A 16267-nucleotide genomic window follows, 5' to 3' on the forward strand; every position below is an offset into this window, starting at 1 on the left:
CGGGGGGGGTGACCGGGGGAAAGAACATATGCGTGCGACGATCCTGAGACATCTGGCCGCCACGGCGATTGCCGTCGGGGCGATGCTGTCCCCCTTGGCGGCAAGCGCCGACAGCCTGTCCGACGCGCTGGCCGATGCCTATCGGAACTCCGATCTTCTGGAACAGAACCGCTATCTTCTGCGGTTGCAGGATGAAAGCGTCGCACAGCAGGTTGCCGGGTTGCGGCCGGTTCTGTCCTTCGTGGCCTCATCGCAATGGGATATTCCGGCCGATCGCCAGACGGACCGTCTCAGCCTTGTGGCCTCGATGCTGGTCTATGATGGTGGCGGGCGCCGCCTGGCCCGCGATGCGGCGCAGGAAACCGTGCTAGCCACTCGTCAGGGGCTGGTGAATCTCGAACAGCGGGTGCTGCTGGACGCGGTGACCGCCTATATGCAGGTCTGGCGTGACATGCAGGTCGTTCAGGTCCGCGAAAGCAACGTGCGGGTGATCACCCAACAGCTGCGCGCGGCAGAGGACCGGTTCGAGGTTGGCGAAGCCACCCGGACCGACGTGGCGCAGGCCGAGGCGCAGCTGGCTCAGGCGCGCGGGGCATTGGTGGCCGCACAGGGTGCGCTGATGATCGACCGCGAACTGTTCGAGATTGCCGTGGGGCGCGGGTCAAACGGGCTGTCCGGGCCCGGCGGGTTTCCGTCTCTGCCCGCCTCCGAGGATGAAGCCGTCGCCATCGCGCGGGTGTCGCACCCCGCGATCCTGGCCCTTCAGCACGAGGTCCGCGCCGATGAGCTGAGCCTTGCCGCAGCCCGCACCGACTACGGTCCCGAGGTCAGCGTTTCGGCCTCGACCGGCTTTGACCCGGCCCCGTCGGCGAATGGTGAGGGGTCTACGCGATTGTCCATCGAATTGACGCAGCCGCTCTATGCCGGCGGGCGGCTTGCCTCCGCGGAACGGATTGCCTTGGCCACGCTGCACGCGACCCAGGCTGAACTGAACTATGCCACGCGCGAAGTGTTGCAGGGAATCGGCAACGCCTATGCGCAGATTCGAATCGCCTCGGCCTCTATCCAGGCCTCGCAGCAGCAGATTCGCGCCAGCCAGCTGGCCTTCCGCGGCATTCAGGAAGAGGCATCGCTTGGCGCACGGACTACGCTGGATGTGCTGGACGCCGAACAGGACCTGCTGGAGGCGCGCATCGGCCTGATCGAGGCCCAGACATCGCTGTACACTGCAAGCTATGGGCTATTGGCGGCCATGGGCCTGCTGACCGTCGAGCATCTGGGGCTGGACGTGCCGGAATATGATCCAACGGCGTATTACAACGCGGTCAGCGGGGCGCCGATCCGGCCGATTTCACGCCAGGGCCAGCAACTCGACGCGGTGCTGGACCGTCTTGGGCGCGACTGAGCCCGCGATAGGCACAAGTTTAGCTATCCATTGCCCGAACGGCCTGCGGAGTCTATCCTGCCCGGAAAACAAACCCTTGTGCCCCGGGGCAGGTGCGGCAAGAGCGGAGTGGTCCAAATGGCAGACGCGGCGAAATCCGATGAGATCGAGGATGTTCTGTCCTCTATCAGGCGACTGGTGTCCGAACACCAGCCCCCGGTGCGGTCCGAACCTGCCCGGGCAGAAGCGTCGGAGCCGCGCCCTGAAGGTGTCATGCAACCCCCTGAGGACGCGCCGGCTGCGGGTGACCGCCTGCTTCTGACACCGGCCTTGCGCGTCACCGACCCCGAGGATCCCTGGGTTCCGATTGTCCCGCGCGCCGGGGAAGCGCACCAGTCAGAGGGTGCGGACAGCGCCGTTGTCGATAACGCGGATATCGCGCGCGATGACGGGGCCGATTGGGCCAAGGAATTGTGGGCTGACGACTCTGCCGGCGACGTTCAGGAGCCGGACGTGCAGGAAGAGCACACGCCCGATCCGCAATTGCAGGCCGACCAGTGGGAGGCGGGTGACCTTGTGGTAGCGGATGGCACCCCGCTGGATGACGGGCTGACCGACCCGGTCGATGTAACCGAGGCCTTGTTGCAGGACGTGACGGAGGCCGCCGCCGAGGTGGATGACGAGGATTTCGCCGATGTGCCCCTGTCCTTCATCCGCAGCACATCGAGCGTCAGCGATTACGAGCCGGGTGAGGATAACGATGCGCTGCCCGATGGGGACCTGCCCGCGCCGACGCTGGAACTGGCCGAGGCCCGCGCAGCAAGTGCGTCCCCGGCTGAAAGCGCCCCGCGCGTGAAGGTGGAAATCCTGCGCGCTCAGACGGATCCGGCTGAGGATGGCAACCCCGCCGCAGGGGCAGAGCCTGAGCGGTCGGACGAGATCGCGGAACAGGTTGCGGCGGACCTGGTCCGGGAGCAGACTTTCGAAGCGGAAGCGGAAGCGGAAGCGGAAGCGGAAGCGGAAGCGGAAGCGGAAGCGGAAGCGGAAGCGGAAGCGGAAGCGGAAGCGGAAGCCGGCCAAACCTCGGAATCGGTTGACGAAGACGGAGTCGTGACCGATCTCCTCGCGCGTGAAACAGAGGTAACGGGCCCGTCTCCGGACGCGCTCGACGATGTGGAAGACCTGGGCGAAACTCCGTTCGCCTTCCCCGATGACGGGGACGGTTTCGTGGACGAAGAGGCGCTGCGCGAGATCATTGCCGAGGTTGTTCGCGAAGAGCTGCAGGGGGAAATGGGTGTGCGCATCACGCGCAATGTACGCAAGCTGGTGCGCCGTGAAATCCGCCTGGCGCTTGCCGCGCAGGACATCGAATAGCGCGACGCCCCCTTGACCTTACGACCTGAGGGGCCAATCTGGACCTCATGTTTCCTTTGCGCGATCACAACCCGTCCGAACGGACTCCTTTCGTCACCTGGGCGCTGATCGCGATCAACGTCGTGGTGTTTCTGAGCTATTTTCCCAGCATAGGCGGTCAGGAACACCTGCTGATGGCCTTCTACATGGATTGGGCCCTGGTACCGGCCGAGGCCTCTCAGGGGCTGGAGATGCATACGATCATCACCTCCATGTTCCTGCATGGCGGTTGGATGCACATCATCGGCAACATGCTGTTCCTCTATATCTTCGGGGACAACCTTGAGGATCAGCTTGGGCATATCGGCTATCTGATCTTCTACCTCGCCGGGGGTGTCGCGGCGGCCTTCGCGCAGATGGCGGCGGATCCGGGCTCGACGGTGCCCATGGTCGGCGCGTCGGGGGCGATCGCCGGGGTGATGGGGGGGTACCTGATGCTGTTCCCGAGGGCGCGGGTGGACCTGGCGCTGATCATCTTCGTGATCATCAAGGTCATCACCGTGCCCGCCTGGCTGATGCTGGGTCTCTGGTTCGGGCTGCAGCTCGTCAATGGCGCGGCAATGGATGCGGCGGGCGGCGGGGTGGCCTACTGGGCCCATGCGGGCGGGTTCATCGCCGGTCTGGTTCTGATCCTGCCTGCCTGGCTGCGGCGGGGCGGCCCGGCCTTCTGGCGCCTCAATCACGGGCTACCACCGCATGAAGCGCGCAACAGCGAGCCCGGATGGACCTATACATCCCGGTCGGAGCCGCGACGGTCTGAACCGGAGGAGACCGGGGACAACACCCGTATCCCCCGAGCGGGACAGCGCCGGGTGGATCGCCGATCGCCCTGGGGTGGGTCCCGCTGAAACGCCTGCCGCCCGGTCCAATGTCTGGATCCGGGCGGCAAAGAATTTTGCAAAATTCTTGAAAGATCCTTCAAGGATCTTCCCCGCGCTTCGTCACGCGCGTTCGGAGTATTCCATCGTTTCGGTATTCACGACGATCATCTCGTCTTGCCCCACGAAGGGCGGCACCATGACCTTGACGCCATTGTCGAGGATCGCGGGCTTGAAGCTGTTGGCAGCGGTCTGCCCCTTCACCACCGGTTCGGTTTCGACGATCTTGCAGGTCACTTTCTGCGGCACGGTGGCGTTCAGCGCCTCGGACTCGTAGAACTCCACCACAATCGTCATCCCGTCCTGCAGGAAGGGGCGGCGATCGCCAAGCAGGTCGGCGGGCAGTTCGATCTGTTCGTAGGTCTCGGCATCCATGAACACCAGCATGCCGTCGCTCTCATAAAGGAACTGCTGGTCCTTCTGTTCCAGCCGCACCCGTTCCACCTTGTCGGCGCTGCGGAAGCGTTCGTTCAATTTGGAGCCGTTGCGCAGGTTGCGCATCTCGACCTGGGCGAAGGCACCGCCCTTGCCGGGCTTCACATGATCCACTTTCACGGCTGCCCAGAGGCCGCCATTATGTTCCAGCACGTTTCCCGGGCGAATTTCGTTGCCGTTGATCTTGGGCATGAGTCTTTTCCGTGGCGAAAGGTTGAGAAAATCTTGGCAGATCCTATATCTGCCGGTGGCAGGGGTGGCAATACACCTGAAATAGAGAGGATTGTGCACCAGGTATGCGGTACGCGCATACCTAGTATGCGGAGATTACACACCCGAATCGCTCATACTATGGGCATAAGGGACGCCACGCCGGAAATGCAAGAGCAATAAAAAGGACGACGGAATGAGAGATTTCGTTGATGGAACGGCATTCAACCACGAACAGGGCCAGCGGTCCCGCAAGCTGTTTGCGGCCGTGGTCCTTGCCGCTTTGGATGACGCCATCGCTGATGACAAGAAATACGGTAACGGCCCCGAGCAGATCGCCCGGTGGGCCCGGTCTCGTGATGGGCGCGAGGTTCTGTCCTGCGCCGGTATCGACCCAAATGAACGGGTGGTCGATGGCCTGATGGCATTCGTTGCCAACGGGGTTCGGACCTCTGTCGCGCTGTCGCGCGAGGAAAGCGAGCGCCGGAACCAGGCCGAAGCCGCCTGACCAGATCTGACAAGCTGCCGGAAAAACGCGCCCTTTTGGGGCGCGTTTTTCGTTTTCGGCGGCAGAGGACATGAAAAAGGGCCGCCCCAACTGGACGGCCCTTCGGTCCCTTTGACCTGCGCTTAGGCTCAGTCTGCGCCCCGCACATCGAAGGTAGCATCGGGCGAGGGGTGGAAGACCTTCTGCACGAAGAAGATTACCACAGCCGCGCCCACACCGATGATGTCGGTGATCCAGCCGCCCTCGATCATGAACAGCGCTGCCGCGACAAGACCCACGCGCAGGAACCAGGCGGTGCGCCCGCCCATGAACCAGCCCTGCATACCGCAGGACAGCAGGAACACGCCCACGGTCGCGGTGGTTGCGGCGCGGATCACTTCGAACCACGTTCCGTCCATCAGGATGGCCGAATTGTAGAAGAACATGAAGGGCACCACGAAGGCCGAGATCCCGATCTTGAAGGACGCCACCGAGGTCTCCATCGGGTTCGACCCCGATATCCCCGCCGCTGCGTAGCTGGCCAGCGCCACCGGCGGCGTGATGGCCGAGACCACGGCGAAGTAGAAGACGAAGAAATGCGCCGTCAGCTGCGGGATGCCGAGGTTCACGAGGCCCGGCGCCACGACCGACGCCGCAACCGCATAGGCCGCCGTCGTGGGCATGCCCATGCCAAGCAGGATCGCGATGCACATGGCGAAGAACAGCGCCAGCAGCTGGCTTGCTGCCGCGATATCCAGCAGCATCGAGGAGAAGCGCGCGCCGACGCCCGTCAGGCTGATCACACCCACGATGATACCCGCACAGGCACAGACCGCGATGATCTGGATCGACATGATCCCCGCCAGCTCGAACGCATGCAGGATCGACCGCAGGCCCATCCGGTTGGGGGTCAGCCAGCTGACGACAGCCGCCGCCACGGTGGCCAGGGTGCCCGCCCGAATGACCGAGTAGCCGTAGAACAGGGCCACGATCAGGATGATGATCGGGATGAACAGATAGACCTGCCGGATCATCTTGTTCAGCTTCGGCAGTTCATCCTCGCGCATCCCGCGCATACCCAGTTTGGCGGCCTCCAGGTCGACCATGAAGTAGATCGACGCGAAGTAGAGGATCGCCGGGATGATCGCCGCGATGGCAATCTCCTGGTAGGGGATGCCGGTGATCTCGGCCATGATGAAGGCGCCCGCACCCATGATCGGCGGCATGATCTGCCCGCCCGTGGACGCCGCGGCCTCGATCGCGCCAGCTGTCTTCTTGTGATAGCCCACCTTCTTCATCAGCGGGATCGTCAGCGAGCCTGTGGCCACCACGTTGCCCGCAGAGGTGCCGTTGATCATGCCCATGAGGCCGGAGGCGAAGATCGCCACCTTGGCCGGGCCACCGCGCGCGCGCCCTGCGGCGGCGAAGGCGAAGTTGACGAAGTAGTCGCCCACTTTCGACGCCTGCAGGAAGGCCGCGAAGATGATGAACAAGATGATGTAGGTCGAGCTAACAGCCGTGGTCGGCCCCAGGATGCCCGCATCCGAATAGACATGGCCGAAGAAACGCTGCCAGGAATAGGGCGTCTGCACGGCCAGGATGCCGGGCAGGAGATGCGCCGTGAAGGTGTAGGTCAGGAACACGCCGGTGATGATCACGAGGGCCAGACCGGCCACGCGGCGCGTCAGTTCCATGATCAGGGCCGTACCTGCCGTGGCGGCGAAAGCCACGCCGACGGGAACGAAGGGCGTCCCGACCGAGTTGCGCGCGGCGGTGCCATAGATCGCCACGAGATAGACGGCGACAACCAGCCCACAGGCGGCCAGCACGATATCGGACGTGGCAAAGCGGTCGCGCGGGGCGTTTTCGAACCAGCCCAGGACGATGGCGCCGAGCGTGGCGACCAGAAGGGGCAGACCGAACCAGTAGATCTCCTGCGCGTAAACTTCGGCCCCGGCAGGAATCTGCGGGCTGGAAATCCAGACCGTCAGGCCGCCCATTTCCTGCAGCGTGCCGGAATTGATCAGCATGGCAAAGCCGATGGCCGTATAGGCCGCCACCGCAACAGGCAGCAGCAGAAGATAGCCCGCCTTGGACAGAAGCGGTGTTGCCGGACGCTCCTCGTCCCGGAAGAGCCGGGCAGAAAAGAGGAGGAACCCGAGAACCACGGCGCCCGCGATATGGACGATGCGGAAGTTCCAGGTTTCCAGCGGGAATTGCGGCAGGAAGGGAATGTCGATCCCGGTCCAGTCACTGATGGACACGCCGTTCAGCGCCAGCATGTGGAAAGCGGCGTAGAGCGTCGCCAGCGTGGCGAGCAGGATGGCGGATATCCCGCCGAAAAGCCGACGGTTCCGTTCGACGGGTTCTTCATCCACGCCCTCTGCGAGAATGATGTCCTCGTCTTGTGCAGTTTGGTTTGTCATGGTCCCCTCCGCTCCGCCTAGGGAGAGATGTCAGGCGGATCCCGGTTTGAAAAATGCCGCGCCCAGGGTTCGGGCGCGGCACAGGTTGTCAGGCCTCAGGCCGCGATTACATGTCGCCGTGGATCATGTCGGCGGGGATGTCCGCGCCGGCGTTTTCGGCGAACCACTGGGCCGCACCGGGGTGCCACATCAGAACACCGTTGCGGTCCCAGTTTTCGGGCAGGGTGGAACGGGCGGCGCGGTGGATGTTCACCATGCGCTCGTTATCCGACATCACCACATCGACGACGGCATAGACGAAGCTCGCCGGCAGGTCGCAGTTGGCGATGGCGAAGTTCCACATCGAGACCGAGCGTGCGGGCGCTTCCAGCGTGGTGTAGGTGTCGGCTGCAATGTCGAACTGGCTGACCGGGAAGGCTTCCATGATGGTGGCCTGCTCTTCCTCGGTGAACTCGATGATGTTCACGTCGGTCTGCACTTCCAGCTGGCTGACAGCGGGAACCGGCACACCTGCGGCAAAGGCGATCACGTCCAGCAGACCGTCCTGAAGCTGGCCGCCAAGGTCGGACCAGCCGCCGTTGCGACGCTCGAAATCGACACCAAGGGTTTCCATCATGCGCGGGAAATAGGTGTCCGAGGTCGATCCAGCAGGGCCGAAGCCGATGCGGGCGCCTGCGGGGATGTCCGCGATGGACGCGATGCCAGAGGAGGCCAGCGCGGTGACCGAGAACGGGGTCTGGTACATCGGGAACATGGCGCAGGCGTTGGTCATCGGCAGGCCCGGCGCGATCGGGTTGGTGCCTTGCAGCGATTCTGCCGCCGGGCCCATGGTGGTCATGCCGAACTGTGCTTCGCCGGTGTGAACGAGGGCCATGTTCTGCATCGGGCCGCCAGTGACTTCGCCGCCGCCGGTAATGCCCAGTTCTTCCGCCACAAGGTTGGCCCAACCGGAGCCATAGGCGAAGTAGGTGCCGCCCTGAGACGCGGTGCCGACGGTGAAGCTTTCGGGCCAGCCTTCGCGGTCCATGTGGCCATCGGCGAATGCGACGGTCGTGGTCAGCGCGGTGGTCAGCGCGAACGCCGTGACTTTGGTGAATTTCATTGTGAGTTGTCCTCCGGTTCATGCCGGTCGTTTCCGGCTTTGTCCGAATGAAGCCTCCTCTCCATCCGGGGCCCTCAGGCGGGCCATGCACGGCGCAGTAGCAGGAAAGGCCGCTTCCGGTTCAACTGCCTTGCAAGCGGGAAATGGCGGCCATGCAAAGAAAACCTGACGGATGGGTCGTGCAGGGGACAAAACGGGCCTTCGGGTGTTCCGAAGGCGACACATCGCGCGGATATGTCAGCCCTCGTCGGTGAATGACCCGCGCGACAGCCCGTGTTTCTGCATCTTTTCATACAGCGCCTTGCGGCTCAGCCCGAGCGATTCATAGGTGTCTTTCAGGCTGCCGCCATGGGCCGTCAGGCTGGCTGCGATCAGGGATTTTTCATGCTCTGCCATGCTGTCGGCCAGGCTGCGGCCCTCAGCGCCGGATGACGCCGGGTTGCCGATATCCAGATCGAGCCCCAATGCGAAGCGGTCGGCGGCGTTGCGCAACTCGCGCACATTTCCGGTCCATTTGCGGGCGGCAACGGCGGTCAGCACGGCACCGGGAATCTCCGGAATCGGCAGCTTGTAGCGGGCAGCGGCTTCGGCCACCAGATGGGTGAACAGCCGGGGAATATCCTCGCGCCGGTCCTCAAGATCGGGGATGCGCAGGGTGACGACATTCAGGCGATAGAGCAGATCGGGGCGGAAGGTGCCCGCGGCGGCCTCTGCCTCCAGATCCTGCTTGGAGGCGGCGATGAACCGGACATCCAGCGCGATCGGGTCGTTGGAGCCAAGCCGTGTTACCGTCCGGTTCTGGATCGCGGTCAGCAATTTGGCCTGCACCGGCTGGCTCATCGCGTCGATCTCATCAAGAAACACCGTCCCGCCGCGCGCGTGTTCGAACTTGCCAAACCGGGCGCGGGTGGCACCGGGGAAGGCGCCTGCCTCATGCCCGAAAAGCTCGCTTTCGATCAGATCGGCGGGCAGGGCGGCGCAGTTGATATGAACGAAGGGCTTGCCATCGCGGGCACTGGCGCGGTGGATCGCGCGGGCCGCGACCTCCTTGCCGGTGCCGGTGGCACCCTGGATCAGCACATCGGCCTCGGTCGCGGCGATGGCCCGGACCTGCGCGCGCAGTTTTGTCATCACCTCGGATCGCCCGGTCAGCCGCGCCTCGATCGTGTCGCGCGCGCCCACCTGCCGCCGCAGCGCCCGGTTTTCCTGTGTCAACCGCCGCTTGTCCAGCGCCCGGCGCACGGTCGTCACCAGCCGGGACGGGGCATAGGGCTTTTCGAGGAAATCATAGGCCCCGTCGCGCATCGACTGAACCGCAAGATCCACATCGCCGTGACCGGTGACAAGGATCACGGGAAACTCCGGGTCGATTTCCAGCACCTTGGCCATCAGGGTCAGCCCGTCCATGCCGGGCATGCGGATATCGGTCACCAGAATGCCCGGAAAGTCCCGCGCCACATGCGACAGCGCGGTTGCGGCATCGGAAAAGCAGGTGACGTCCAGATCCTCCAGATGCAGCGTCTGTTCCGCCGACAGCCGCAGGTGGTCCTCGTCATCGACAAAGAGAATGGTTTCGCGGGTCATTGGGCGGCCACTGCCTGTTGATCCGGGGCCTGGGCCAGATCGACGATGAACACGGCGCCTCCTTCGGGGTGGTTGCGGGCGGCCAGAGTGCCGCCGAAATCGCGCACGATATTGTAGGAAATCGACAGGCCAAGGCCCAGACCCTTGCCGGGGCTTTTGGTGGTGAAGAACGGATCGAAGATATGGGTCAGCGTGTCTTCGGTCAGCCCCGGACCCCGGTCGCGCATCTCGACCCGCCACCGGGTTCCATCGCCCAAAATGGCAATCTCGATCTCGGGCCTGTCCATCATCTCCATCGCGTCGAGCGCGTTGGACAGAAGGTTGACCAGCACCTGTTGCAGCCGAACGCGCCCGCCCATGACCATGATTTCCCGCGCGGGCGGATCGTAGTGGACCGTCGCCTTCGCGGCCTTCAGCTTGGGCGCCATCAGGTCGAGCGCATCGCCCAGAACCGCCAATAGCGGGATCGGCCCGATCTTTTCCTGCGGTCGCCGCGCGAAATTGCGCAGATGCTTCGAGATCGAGGCCATCCGGTCGGCCATCTGTGAAATCAGCCCGACATTCTTGCGCGCGTCCTCGGGTCGGTCGCGGTCGAGGAAGGTGGCGGCGTTTTCGGCATAGGCCTTCACGGCGGCCAGCGGCTGGTTGAACTCATGGCTCAGGGCCGCCGACATCTGGCCAAGGGCCGCCAGCTTGCCCGCCTGCACCAGTTCCGTCTGGGTCTGGCGCAGGCGTTGCTCGGTGGCGCGGCGTTCTTCCACCTCCTGCACCAGCTGCGCATTGGCCGTGTTGAGATCAGCAGTGCGCTCGGCCACGCGGCGTTCCAGTTGTTCGCGATGCTGGCGCTGCTGTTCCAGCCGTTCGACAAGCCGCGCACGCCGTTGCAGGAACAGGACCGCGACCAGCCCGGCAAACAGGAAGACGAGCACGATCAGCGCCATGGTCTGGCGGGCCTGAAGCAAAGCCGGGCCGGTCGGCGTCAGCACCGACACGCGCCAGCCGACGGCAGCGATCAACCCGGTGCTGGTGACGAACTCCTCGCGCCCGTCGCCCCCCGTGACGGTCAGCAGATCATGGCCTTGTGTCAGGGCGCGCCGTTCGGTTTGCAGCAATTGCAGCCGGTCCAGCGGGTATTGCCGCGTGGCGGCGATCGTGTCCAACGCCGGTTCCGGGATCGGCCCGAGGCTGTTGAAATGCCAATCGGTGCGGTCAGACAGGAAAATCACGTTGCTGGGGTCGGTCACGACGATGGTGTTGGGACTGTCGCGCCAGGTGGCCTCGAACTCATCCATCAGGATCTTGACCGCTACGACCCCCACGATCTCGGTGCCATCCAGAATCGGGGCCGCGAAGTAATAACCACGCTGGCCCGAGGTGGTGCCAAGCGCATGGAACCGGCCACGTCCTTCGGTGAGGGCGTCGGTGAAATAAGGCCGGTAATCGAACCGCCTGCCAACGAAAGAGGTCTCGCGCCGGTAATTGCTGGCGGCGATGGTCAGTCCGTCCCCATCCATCACCCAGATATCGGCGACGTTCAGCGTCAGGGCCGTCTGGCGCAGCTGTTCATTGGCATAGGGCACCAACCCCTGATTGTCCGGGTCGCGCAGGATGCGGGTCAGAATCGGGCGTTCGGCCAACAGCCGGGGCAGCACATCTGTCCGGTTGAGGGCGCCGCGCAGGGACTCGGTGGCAAGCCGCAGGGTCGATTCTTCCCGCGCCGCTGCTTGCAGAAGGAAATAGCGTTCCAGCCGGGGCAGGGCGGCAAGGCTGATCCCAACCGCCAACGCCACGATCACCAGCAGTGATCGCAGGGCAGGCGTGCTGCCGAAGCTTCTGGTCAGGCGTCGTCCCATGGGCGGCAATTATGCGGTGCGCCGCAGCGATTGCCCAGACCCCGCGTGATCATGGTTTTCATTGCCGCGCGCATCGCCCATGGTGAGGCAAAACAGGGAGGCGAACACATGGTCGGGACGCAGTTCACGGGGCCGGAGATCTGCGCGAAACCCGCGCATGAGGTGGTGGCGATGCTGAAAGCGGGCGAGGTCTCGCCCGGCGAGCTGATCGACGCGGCGATGGCGCGGATCGCGGCGGTGGAGCCTGCGGTGAACGCTGTGGTGACGACCTGCGAGGCGCGCGCGCGGGCGGCGGTGCCGGACCCCGCCCAAGCCGATCATCCCGGCTGGCTGGCCGGGCTGCCCATCGGCATCAAGGATCTGACCCCGGTCGAAGGCGTGCGCACCACCTGGGGGACGCTCGGCTACGCCGATCACGTGCCCGCCGCCAGTCATCCGCTGGTGCAGCGGCTGGAGGCGCGGGGCGGGGTCGTCCTCGGCAAGACCAACACGCCGGAAATGGGCGCGGGTGCCAACACGTTCAACGCGGTCTTCGGGGCGACCCGCAACCCGTGGGACACGTCGCGCAACGCAGGCGGCAGTTCCGGCGGCGCGGCGGTGTCGCTGGCCACCGGAGAGCTGTGGCTTTCGCATGGGTCCGACCTTGCGGGCAGCCTGCGCACGCCTGCCGCCTTCTGCGGTGTCGTGGGGTTCCGCCCCAGCCCCGGCCTCGTCAGCCCCGGCCCCTCGGGCAACCGTTTTCACCCCGAGGCGGTGCAGGGCCCGATGGCGCGGTCCGTGCGCGACTGCGCGCTGTTTCTGGATGCGATGGCCGGTTTCAACCCGGATTGGGCGATTTCCTTCCCGCCACCGGACGAACCCTTTCAACAGGCCGTGCTGCGCGCCGATGAAAAGGTCCGCATCGCGTTTGCGCCCACGCTTGGCGGCTTCGCCCCCTGTTCGGAGGAGGTAGAGGCGCATCTTCGACGCGCTTTGACGCAGGTGGCCCGCGCGGGAGGCGTTGTGGAGGAGGACTGCCCGGAGCTGCCGGGGCTGGACCGGGCCTACCGCACCTTGCGGGGCTTGCTCTGGATCAGCGGCACCGGGCGCGAGCCCGAGCACATCCAGCGCCATTACAAACCGACACTGGCCCAGAATATCCAGCAGGGGCGCGAGTTGACGGTCGATGACGTGACCCATGCCCATATGGTCAAGTCGGATCTCTTCGACCGGATGGCGGCCTTCCTGAAGCAGTTCGACGTGCTGGCCTGCCCGGTGGTGGGGCTGATGCCCGGCCCGGTCGAGGAGGAGTTCCCGCGCGAGATGGATGGCCAGCCGCTGACAGACTATATCGACTGGCTCAAGTTTTCCTTCCTGTCTCCAACGGTTGGTCTGCCTGCGGTCTCCGTTCCCGTGGGCCTTTCGGAGGGCGGCCTTCCCGTCGGCATTCAACTGATCGGACGCCCGCGGGGCGAGGCGCGGCTCTTGCAGGTGGCGCGCGCGGTGGAGGTCGCCTGCGGCGGGCCGCTTGGCCCGATAGATCCCATACAACCCCAAGGCTGAGCCCCTTGCGGGCGGGGCCGATTTCGCGGCATCAGAACAGGGTGACGACTGGAAAGGACCGGCCCGATGTATGACAGCAATTACCTCGCCCACAGGCTGCGCCGCGCTTCCGCCGGCAAGGAGAACCGGACGTTCCTGACCCATGCCTCGGACGGACGGGCGGTGAGTTACGGGGCCTTCTTCCACGATGCCGAACGCATGGCCTCGGCCCTGCGCCACATGGGGGTGAAACCGGGCGACCGGGTGGCCGTGCAGGCCCCCAAGACGCAGGAGATGCTGGAGCTTTACGTCGGCTGCGTACTGGCCGGGGCGGTCTTCCTGCCGCTGAACACGGCCTATACCCCGGCTGAGGTGCGGTATTTCCTTGGTGACGCCACCCCGGCGCTCTTCGTCTGCGATCCGGAGAAGCTGGAGGCGCTGATTCCAGTGGCGCGGGACTGTGGCGTTGCGCAGCTTCGCACCATCGCTGCCGATGGCACAGGCACGCTGCGCGATGCGCGCGACGCGGAGGTGCCCGGCTTCGACCCGGTGCCGCGCGGGCCGCTGGATCTGGCCGCGATCCTCTACACTTCGGGTACCACGGGCCGCTCCAAAGGCGCGATGCTGACCCATCGGGCGCTGGCGTCGAACTCGGAAACCCTGCGCGACTACTGGCGTTTCACGGATCAGGACGTGCTGATCCACGCGCTGCCGATCTTCCACACCCATGGGCTTTTCGTGGCGACCAACGTGACGCTGATGGCGGGCGGGGCCTGCATCTTCCTGCCGGGCTTCGATGCCGCTGCGATCATGGCGGCGATGCCTGAGGCCACGGCGCTGATGGGGGTGCCCACCTTCTACACGCGGCTTTTACAGCAGGAGGGATTGGCCGAGGCCACGAAGGGCATGCGGCTCTTCGTGTCGGGATCGGCGCCGCTGCTGGCCGAAACCCATGATCGCTGGCGCGCCGTCACCGGCCACGCGATCCTTGAACGCTACGGCATGACCGAGACCAACATGAACACCTCGAACCCCTATGACGGCGACCGGCGGGCGGGCACCGTGGGCTTTCCGCTGCCGGGGGTGGAGCTGAAGATCTGCGACCCCGAAACCGGGAAAGCGCTGCCACAGGGCGAGATCGGCGTGCTGGAGGTGCGCGGTGAGAATGTCTTCGCGGGATACTGGCAGATGCCGGAGAAGACGGCCGAGGAGCTGCGCGAGGACGGGTTCTTCATCACCGGCGATCTGGGGAAGATCGACGAGGATGGCTACGTTCACATCGTGGGCCGCGCGAAGGATCTGATCATCTCGGGCGGGTTCAACGTTTATCCCAAGGAAATCGAGGAGAAGATCGACGACCTGCCCGGCGTGCTGGAAAGCGCCGTGATCGGCGTGCCCCATCCCGATTTCGGCGAGGCGGTGGTGGCTGTCGTGGTGCCTCAAGCAGACGCGGAGCTGTCCGAGGCGGGTCTCATTGCGGCGATTGCTGGGGAACTTGCGAAGTTCAAACAACCCAAGCGGGTGATCGTTCTGCCGGAACTGCCACGCAACACCATGGGCAAGGTGCAGAAAGCGGCGTTGCGGGAAGAGTATAAGGCTTTGTTTGCATGAGAGAGATCGACGACGCGCTTGGCCATGGCGGGGACTGGACGGAAACCGGGCAGGGCAGCCTGCCGTCCTGTTTCGCGGTCAGCGATCTGGCCTCGGCCTCGGTGGCGTCGGTCGGGCAGGGTGTTGCGTCCCTGTGTGCCGCCCTTGGTGGTGACGTGCCGAAGGTTGCCGTGAACCGCCGCCTTGCCTCTCTCTGGTTCTCCTTCTCCATCGACCCGCAGGGATGGCAACTGCCACCGGCCTGGGATGACCTCGCCGGGGATTACCGGGCGGCTGATGGCTGGATCAAACTGCACACCAATGCGCCTCATCACCGGGCCGCCGCGATCCGTGCCCTGGGATGTGCGGAAACCCGCGAAGCGGTGACGCGCGCCGTGGGGCGCTGGAGTGCGGCGGAGCTGGAGGCGGCGGTTGTCTCTGAGGGCGGGGTTGCGGCCGAGATGCGCAGCATCGCGGCATGGGGTCGGCACCCGCAGGGTGCCGCCGCGATCTCTGAACCGTTGGTGACATGGGAGGCCCCGCGCGAGGGGAAGATCCGAGACTGGGGCGGCACGCCGGAGAGGCCGTTGAAGGGGCTGCGCGTTCTCGATCTGACGCGCATTCTGGCGGGACCGGTGGCCACGCGGGCGCTGGCGGGGTTCGGCGCGGATGTTCTGCGCATCGACCCGGTGGATTGGGAAGAGCCGAGCCTTGCCCCCGACGTGACTCTCGGCAAGCGTTGTGCGCGGCTCGACCTGCGCAGCCCGGAAGGGCAGGCGCGGTTCGCAGAACTTCTGGCCGGTGCGGATCTCTTCGTGAACGGCTATCGCCCGGATGCGCTGGAGAAACTGGGATTGGGGGCAGAGTGGCGGGCCAGGGTCGCGCCGCAGGTGATGGAGATTCGGCTTTGCGCCTACGGCTGGACCGGCCCGTGGGCGTTGCGTCGTGGCTATGACAGCCTCGTGCAGATGTCGGCGGGAATCGCTCAGGCGGGCATGGACTGGGCCGGGGCGGACAGGCCGACGCCCCTGCCGGTGCAGGCGCTGGATCACGCCACGGGCTACCTGATGGCGGGGGCCGCCTTGGCGGCGTTGCGCGATGCGGTTGCGGGCAGGGGACTGAGGAATGCCCGCCTGTCACTCGCCCGCACGGCAGCCTTGCTGGCGCAGTACCCGGCGGATGCGCGCGGGGGCTTTGCATCTGCGGGAGACGCGGAGTTCAGCCCAGAGCCTGAAGCCACGCCTTGGGGACCTGCGCGCCGGTTGCTGCCGCCGCTTGTACTGTCCGGGGTGCCGATGAGGTGGGACCGGCCAGCCTGTGATCTGGGAAGTTCAGCACCGGCATGGTGAGCAGAAGGGGCCGCAGACGAACGCCCCGCCCACCC

The 16267-nt window shown here is 65.3% G+C and carries 12 protein-coding genes; 7 read left to right on the forward strand and 5 right to left on the reverse strand.

The annotated features are described in order from the left end of the window. Nucleotides 1-28: 28 nt before the first annotated feature. From BKY26_RS12070 to BKY26_RS12085, 3 genes are all read left to right on the forward strand, one after another. The gene (locus tag BKY26_RS12070) at nucleotides 29-1405 is read left to right on the forward strand and encodes a TolC family outer membrane protein (protein ID WP_071690642.1); all 1377 of its coding nucleotides are present in this window, start codon (nucleotides 29-31) and stop codon (nucleotides 1403-1405) included. A 117-nt stretch (nucleotides 1406-1522) separates the two neighbouring features. Continuing rightward, nucleotides 1523-2758, forward strand: a complete 1236-nt coding sequence (locus tag BKY26_RS20265) for a hypothetical protein (protein ID WP_158514332.1) — start codon at nucleotides 1523-1525, stop codon at nucleotides 2756-2758. 47 nt (nucleotides 2759-2805) lie between these two features. Next, nucleotides 2806-3645, forward strand: a complete 840-nt coding sequence (locus tag BKY26_RS12085; RefSeq protein ID WP_071690645.1) for a rhomboid family intramembrane serine protease — start codon at nucleotides 2806-2808, stop codon at nucleotides 3643-3645. 93 nt (nucleotides 3646-3738) lie between these two features. Here the strand turns inward: BKY26_RS12085 and efp are convergent, their stop codons facing one another. Continuing rightward, nucleotides 3739-4302, reverse strand: a complete 564-nt coding sequence (gene efp / locus BKY26_RS12090; protein WP_071690646.1) for an elongation factor P — start codon at nucleotides 4300-4302, stop codon at nucleotides 3739-3741. 214 nt (nucleotides 4303-4516) lie between these two features. On the opposite strand from efp, the gene BKY26_RS12095 reads away from it, so the two are divergent. After that, complete coding sequence (locus BKY26_RS12095; RefSeq protein WP_071690647.1) at nucleotides 4517-4828, forward strand: DUF6280 family protein; 312 nt, start codon at nucleotides 4517-4519, stop codon at nucleotides 4826-4828. A 128-nt stretch (nucleotides 4829-4956) separates the two neighbouring features. On the opposite strand, the gene BKY26_RS12100 is transcribed toward BKY26_RS12095, so the two are convergent. The 4 genes from BKY26_RS12100 to BKY26_RS12115 form a co-directional block, all read right to left on the reverse strand. Further along, complete coding sequence (locus BKY26_RS12100) at nucleotides 4957-7233, reverse strand: TRAP transporter permease (RefSeq protein WP_071690648.1); 2277 nt, start codon at nucleotides 7231-7233, stop codon at nucleotides 4957-4959. A gap of 106 nt (nucleotides 7234-7339) precedes the next feature. Then, complete coding sequence (locus BKY26_RS12105; RefSeq protein ID WP_071690649.1) at nucleotides 7340-8335, reverse strand: TAXI family TRAP transporter solute-binding subunit; 996 nt, start codon at nucleotides 8333-8335, stop codon at nucleotides 7340-7342. Between the two features lie 237 nt (nucleotides 8336-8572). Then, nucleotides 8573-9919 (reverse strand): sigma-54-dependent transcriptional regulator, encoded by a 1347-nt coding sequence (locus BKY26_RS12110; RefSeq protein ID WP_071690650.1) that lies wholly within the window; start codon nucleotides 9917-9919, stop codon nucleotides 8573-8575. Beyond that, entirely contained in the window at nucleotides 9916-11772 is a 1857-nt protein-coding gene (locus BKY26_RS12115) for an ATP-binding protein (RefSeq protein ID WP_071690651.1), read from the reverse strand. The genes BKY26_RS12110 and BKY26_RS12115 overlap by 4 nt, the downstream gene beginning before the upstream one ends. Before the next feature lie 51 nt (nucleotides 11773-11823). Between BKY26_RS12115 and BKY26_RS12120 the strand changes: the two genes are divergently transcribed. The 3 genes from BKY26_RS12120 to BKY26_RS12130 all read left to right on the forward strand — a co-directional run bounded on the left by BKY26_RS12120 (nucleotide 11824) and on the right by BKY26_RS12130 (nucleotide 16232). Further along, the gene (locus tag BKY26_RS12120) at nucleotides 11824-13314 is read left to right on the forward strand and encodes an amidase (protein ID WP_227435013.1); all 1491 of its coding nucleotides are present in this window, start codon (nucleotides 11824-11826) and stop codon (nucleotides 13312-13314) included. A 66-nt stretch (nucleotides 13315-13380) separates the two neighbouring features. Continuing rightward, nucleotides 13381-14904 carry a malonate--CoA ligase gene (locus BKY26_RS12125; protein ID WP_071690652.1) on the forward strand — a complete coding sequence of 508 codons (1524 nt, stop codon included), beginning with the start codon at nucleotides 13381-13383 and terminating at the stop codon, nucleotides 14902-14904. After that, nucleotides 14901-16232, forward strand: a complete 1332-nt coding sequence (locus tag BKY26_RS12130) for a CoA transferase (RefSeq protein ID WP_071690653.1) — start codon at nucleotides 14901-14903, stop codon at nucleotides 16230-16232. Before BKY26_RS12125 ends, BKY26_RS12130 begins: the two co-directional genes overlap by 4 nt. Nucleotides 16233-16267: the final 35 nt, after the last annotated feature.

Origin of the sequence: Nioella sediminis, from assembly GCF_001879695.1 — a bacterium.
In the GTDB taxonomy this organism is placed as follows: Bacteria; Pseudomonadota; Alphaproteobacteria; order Rhodobacterales; family Rhodobacteraceae; genus Nioella; species Nioella sediminis.

Bases quoted from the DNA above. Each gene is read 5' to 3' on its own strand.
- BKY26_RS12070 (WP_071690642.1), top strand. From the start codon at position 29: ATGCGTGCGACGATCCTGAGACATCTGGCCGCCACGGCGATTGCCGTC.
- BKY26_RS20265 (WP_158514332.1), top strand. From the start codon at position 1,523: ATGGCAGACGCGGCGAAATCCGATGAGATCGAGGATGTTCTGTCCTCT.
- BKY26_RS12085 (WP_071690645.1), top strand. From the start codon at position 2,806: ATGTTTCCTTTGCGCGATCACAACCCGTCCGAACGGACTCCTTTCGTC.
- efp (WP_071690646.1), bottom strand. From the start codon at position 4,302: ATGCCCAAGATCAACGGCAACGAAATTCGCCCGGGAAACGTGCTGGAA.
- BKY26_RS12095 (WP_071690647.1), top strand. From the start codon at position 4,517: ATGAGAGATTTCGTTGATGGAACGGCATTCAACCACGAACAGGGCCAG.
- BKY26_RS12100 (WP_071690648.1), bottom strand. From the start codon at position 7,233: ATGACAAACCAAACTGCACAAGACGAGGACATCATTCTCGCAGAGGGC.
- BKY26_RS12105 (WP_071690649.1), bottom strand. From the start codon at position 8,335: ATGAAATTCACCAAAGTCACGGCGTTCGCGCTGACCACCGCGCTGACC.
- BKY26_RS12110 (WP_071690650.1), bottom strand. From the start codon at position 9,919: ATGACCCGCGAAACCATTCTCTTTGTCGATGACGAGGACCACCTGCGG.
- BKY26_RS12115 (WP_071690651.1), bottom strand. From the start codon at position 11,772: ATGGGACGACGCCTGACCAGAAGCTTCGGCAGCACGCCTGCCCTGCGA.
- BKY26_RS12120 (WP_227435013.1), top strand. From the start codon at position 11,824: ATGGTTTTCATTGCCGCGCGCATCGCCCATGGTGAGGCAAAACAGGGA.
- BKY26_RS12125 (WP_071690652.1), top strand. From the start codon at position 13,381: ATGTATGACAGCAATTACCTCGCCCACAGGCTGCGCCGCGCTTCCGCC.
- BKY26_RS12130 (WP_071690653.1), top strand. From the start codon at position 14,901: ATGAGAGAGATCGACGACGCGCTTGGCCATGGCGGGGACTGGACGGAA.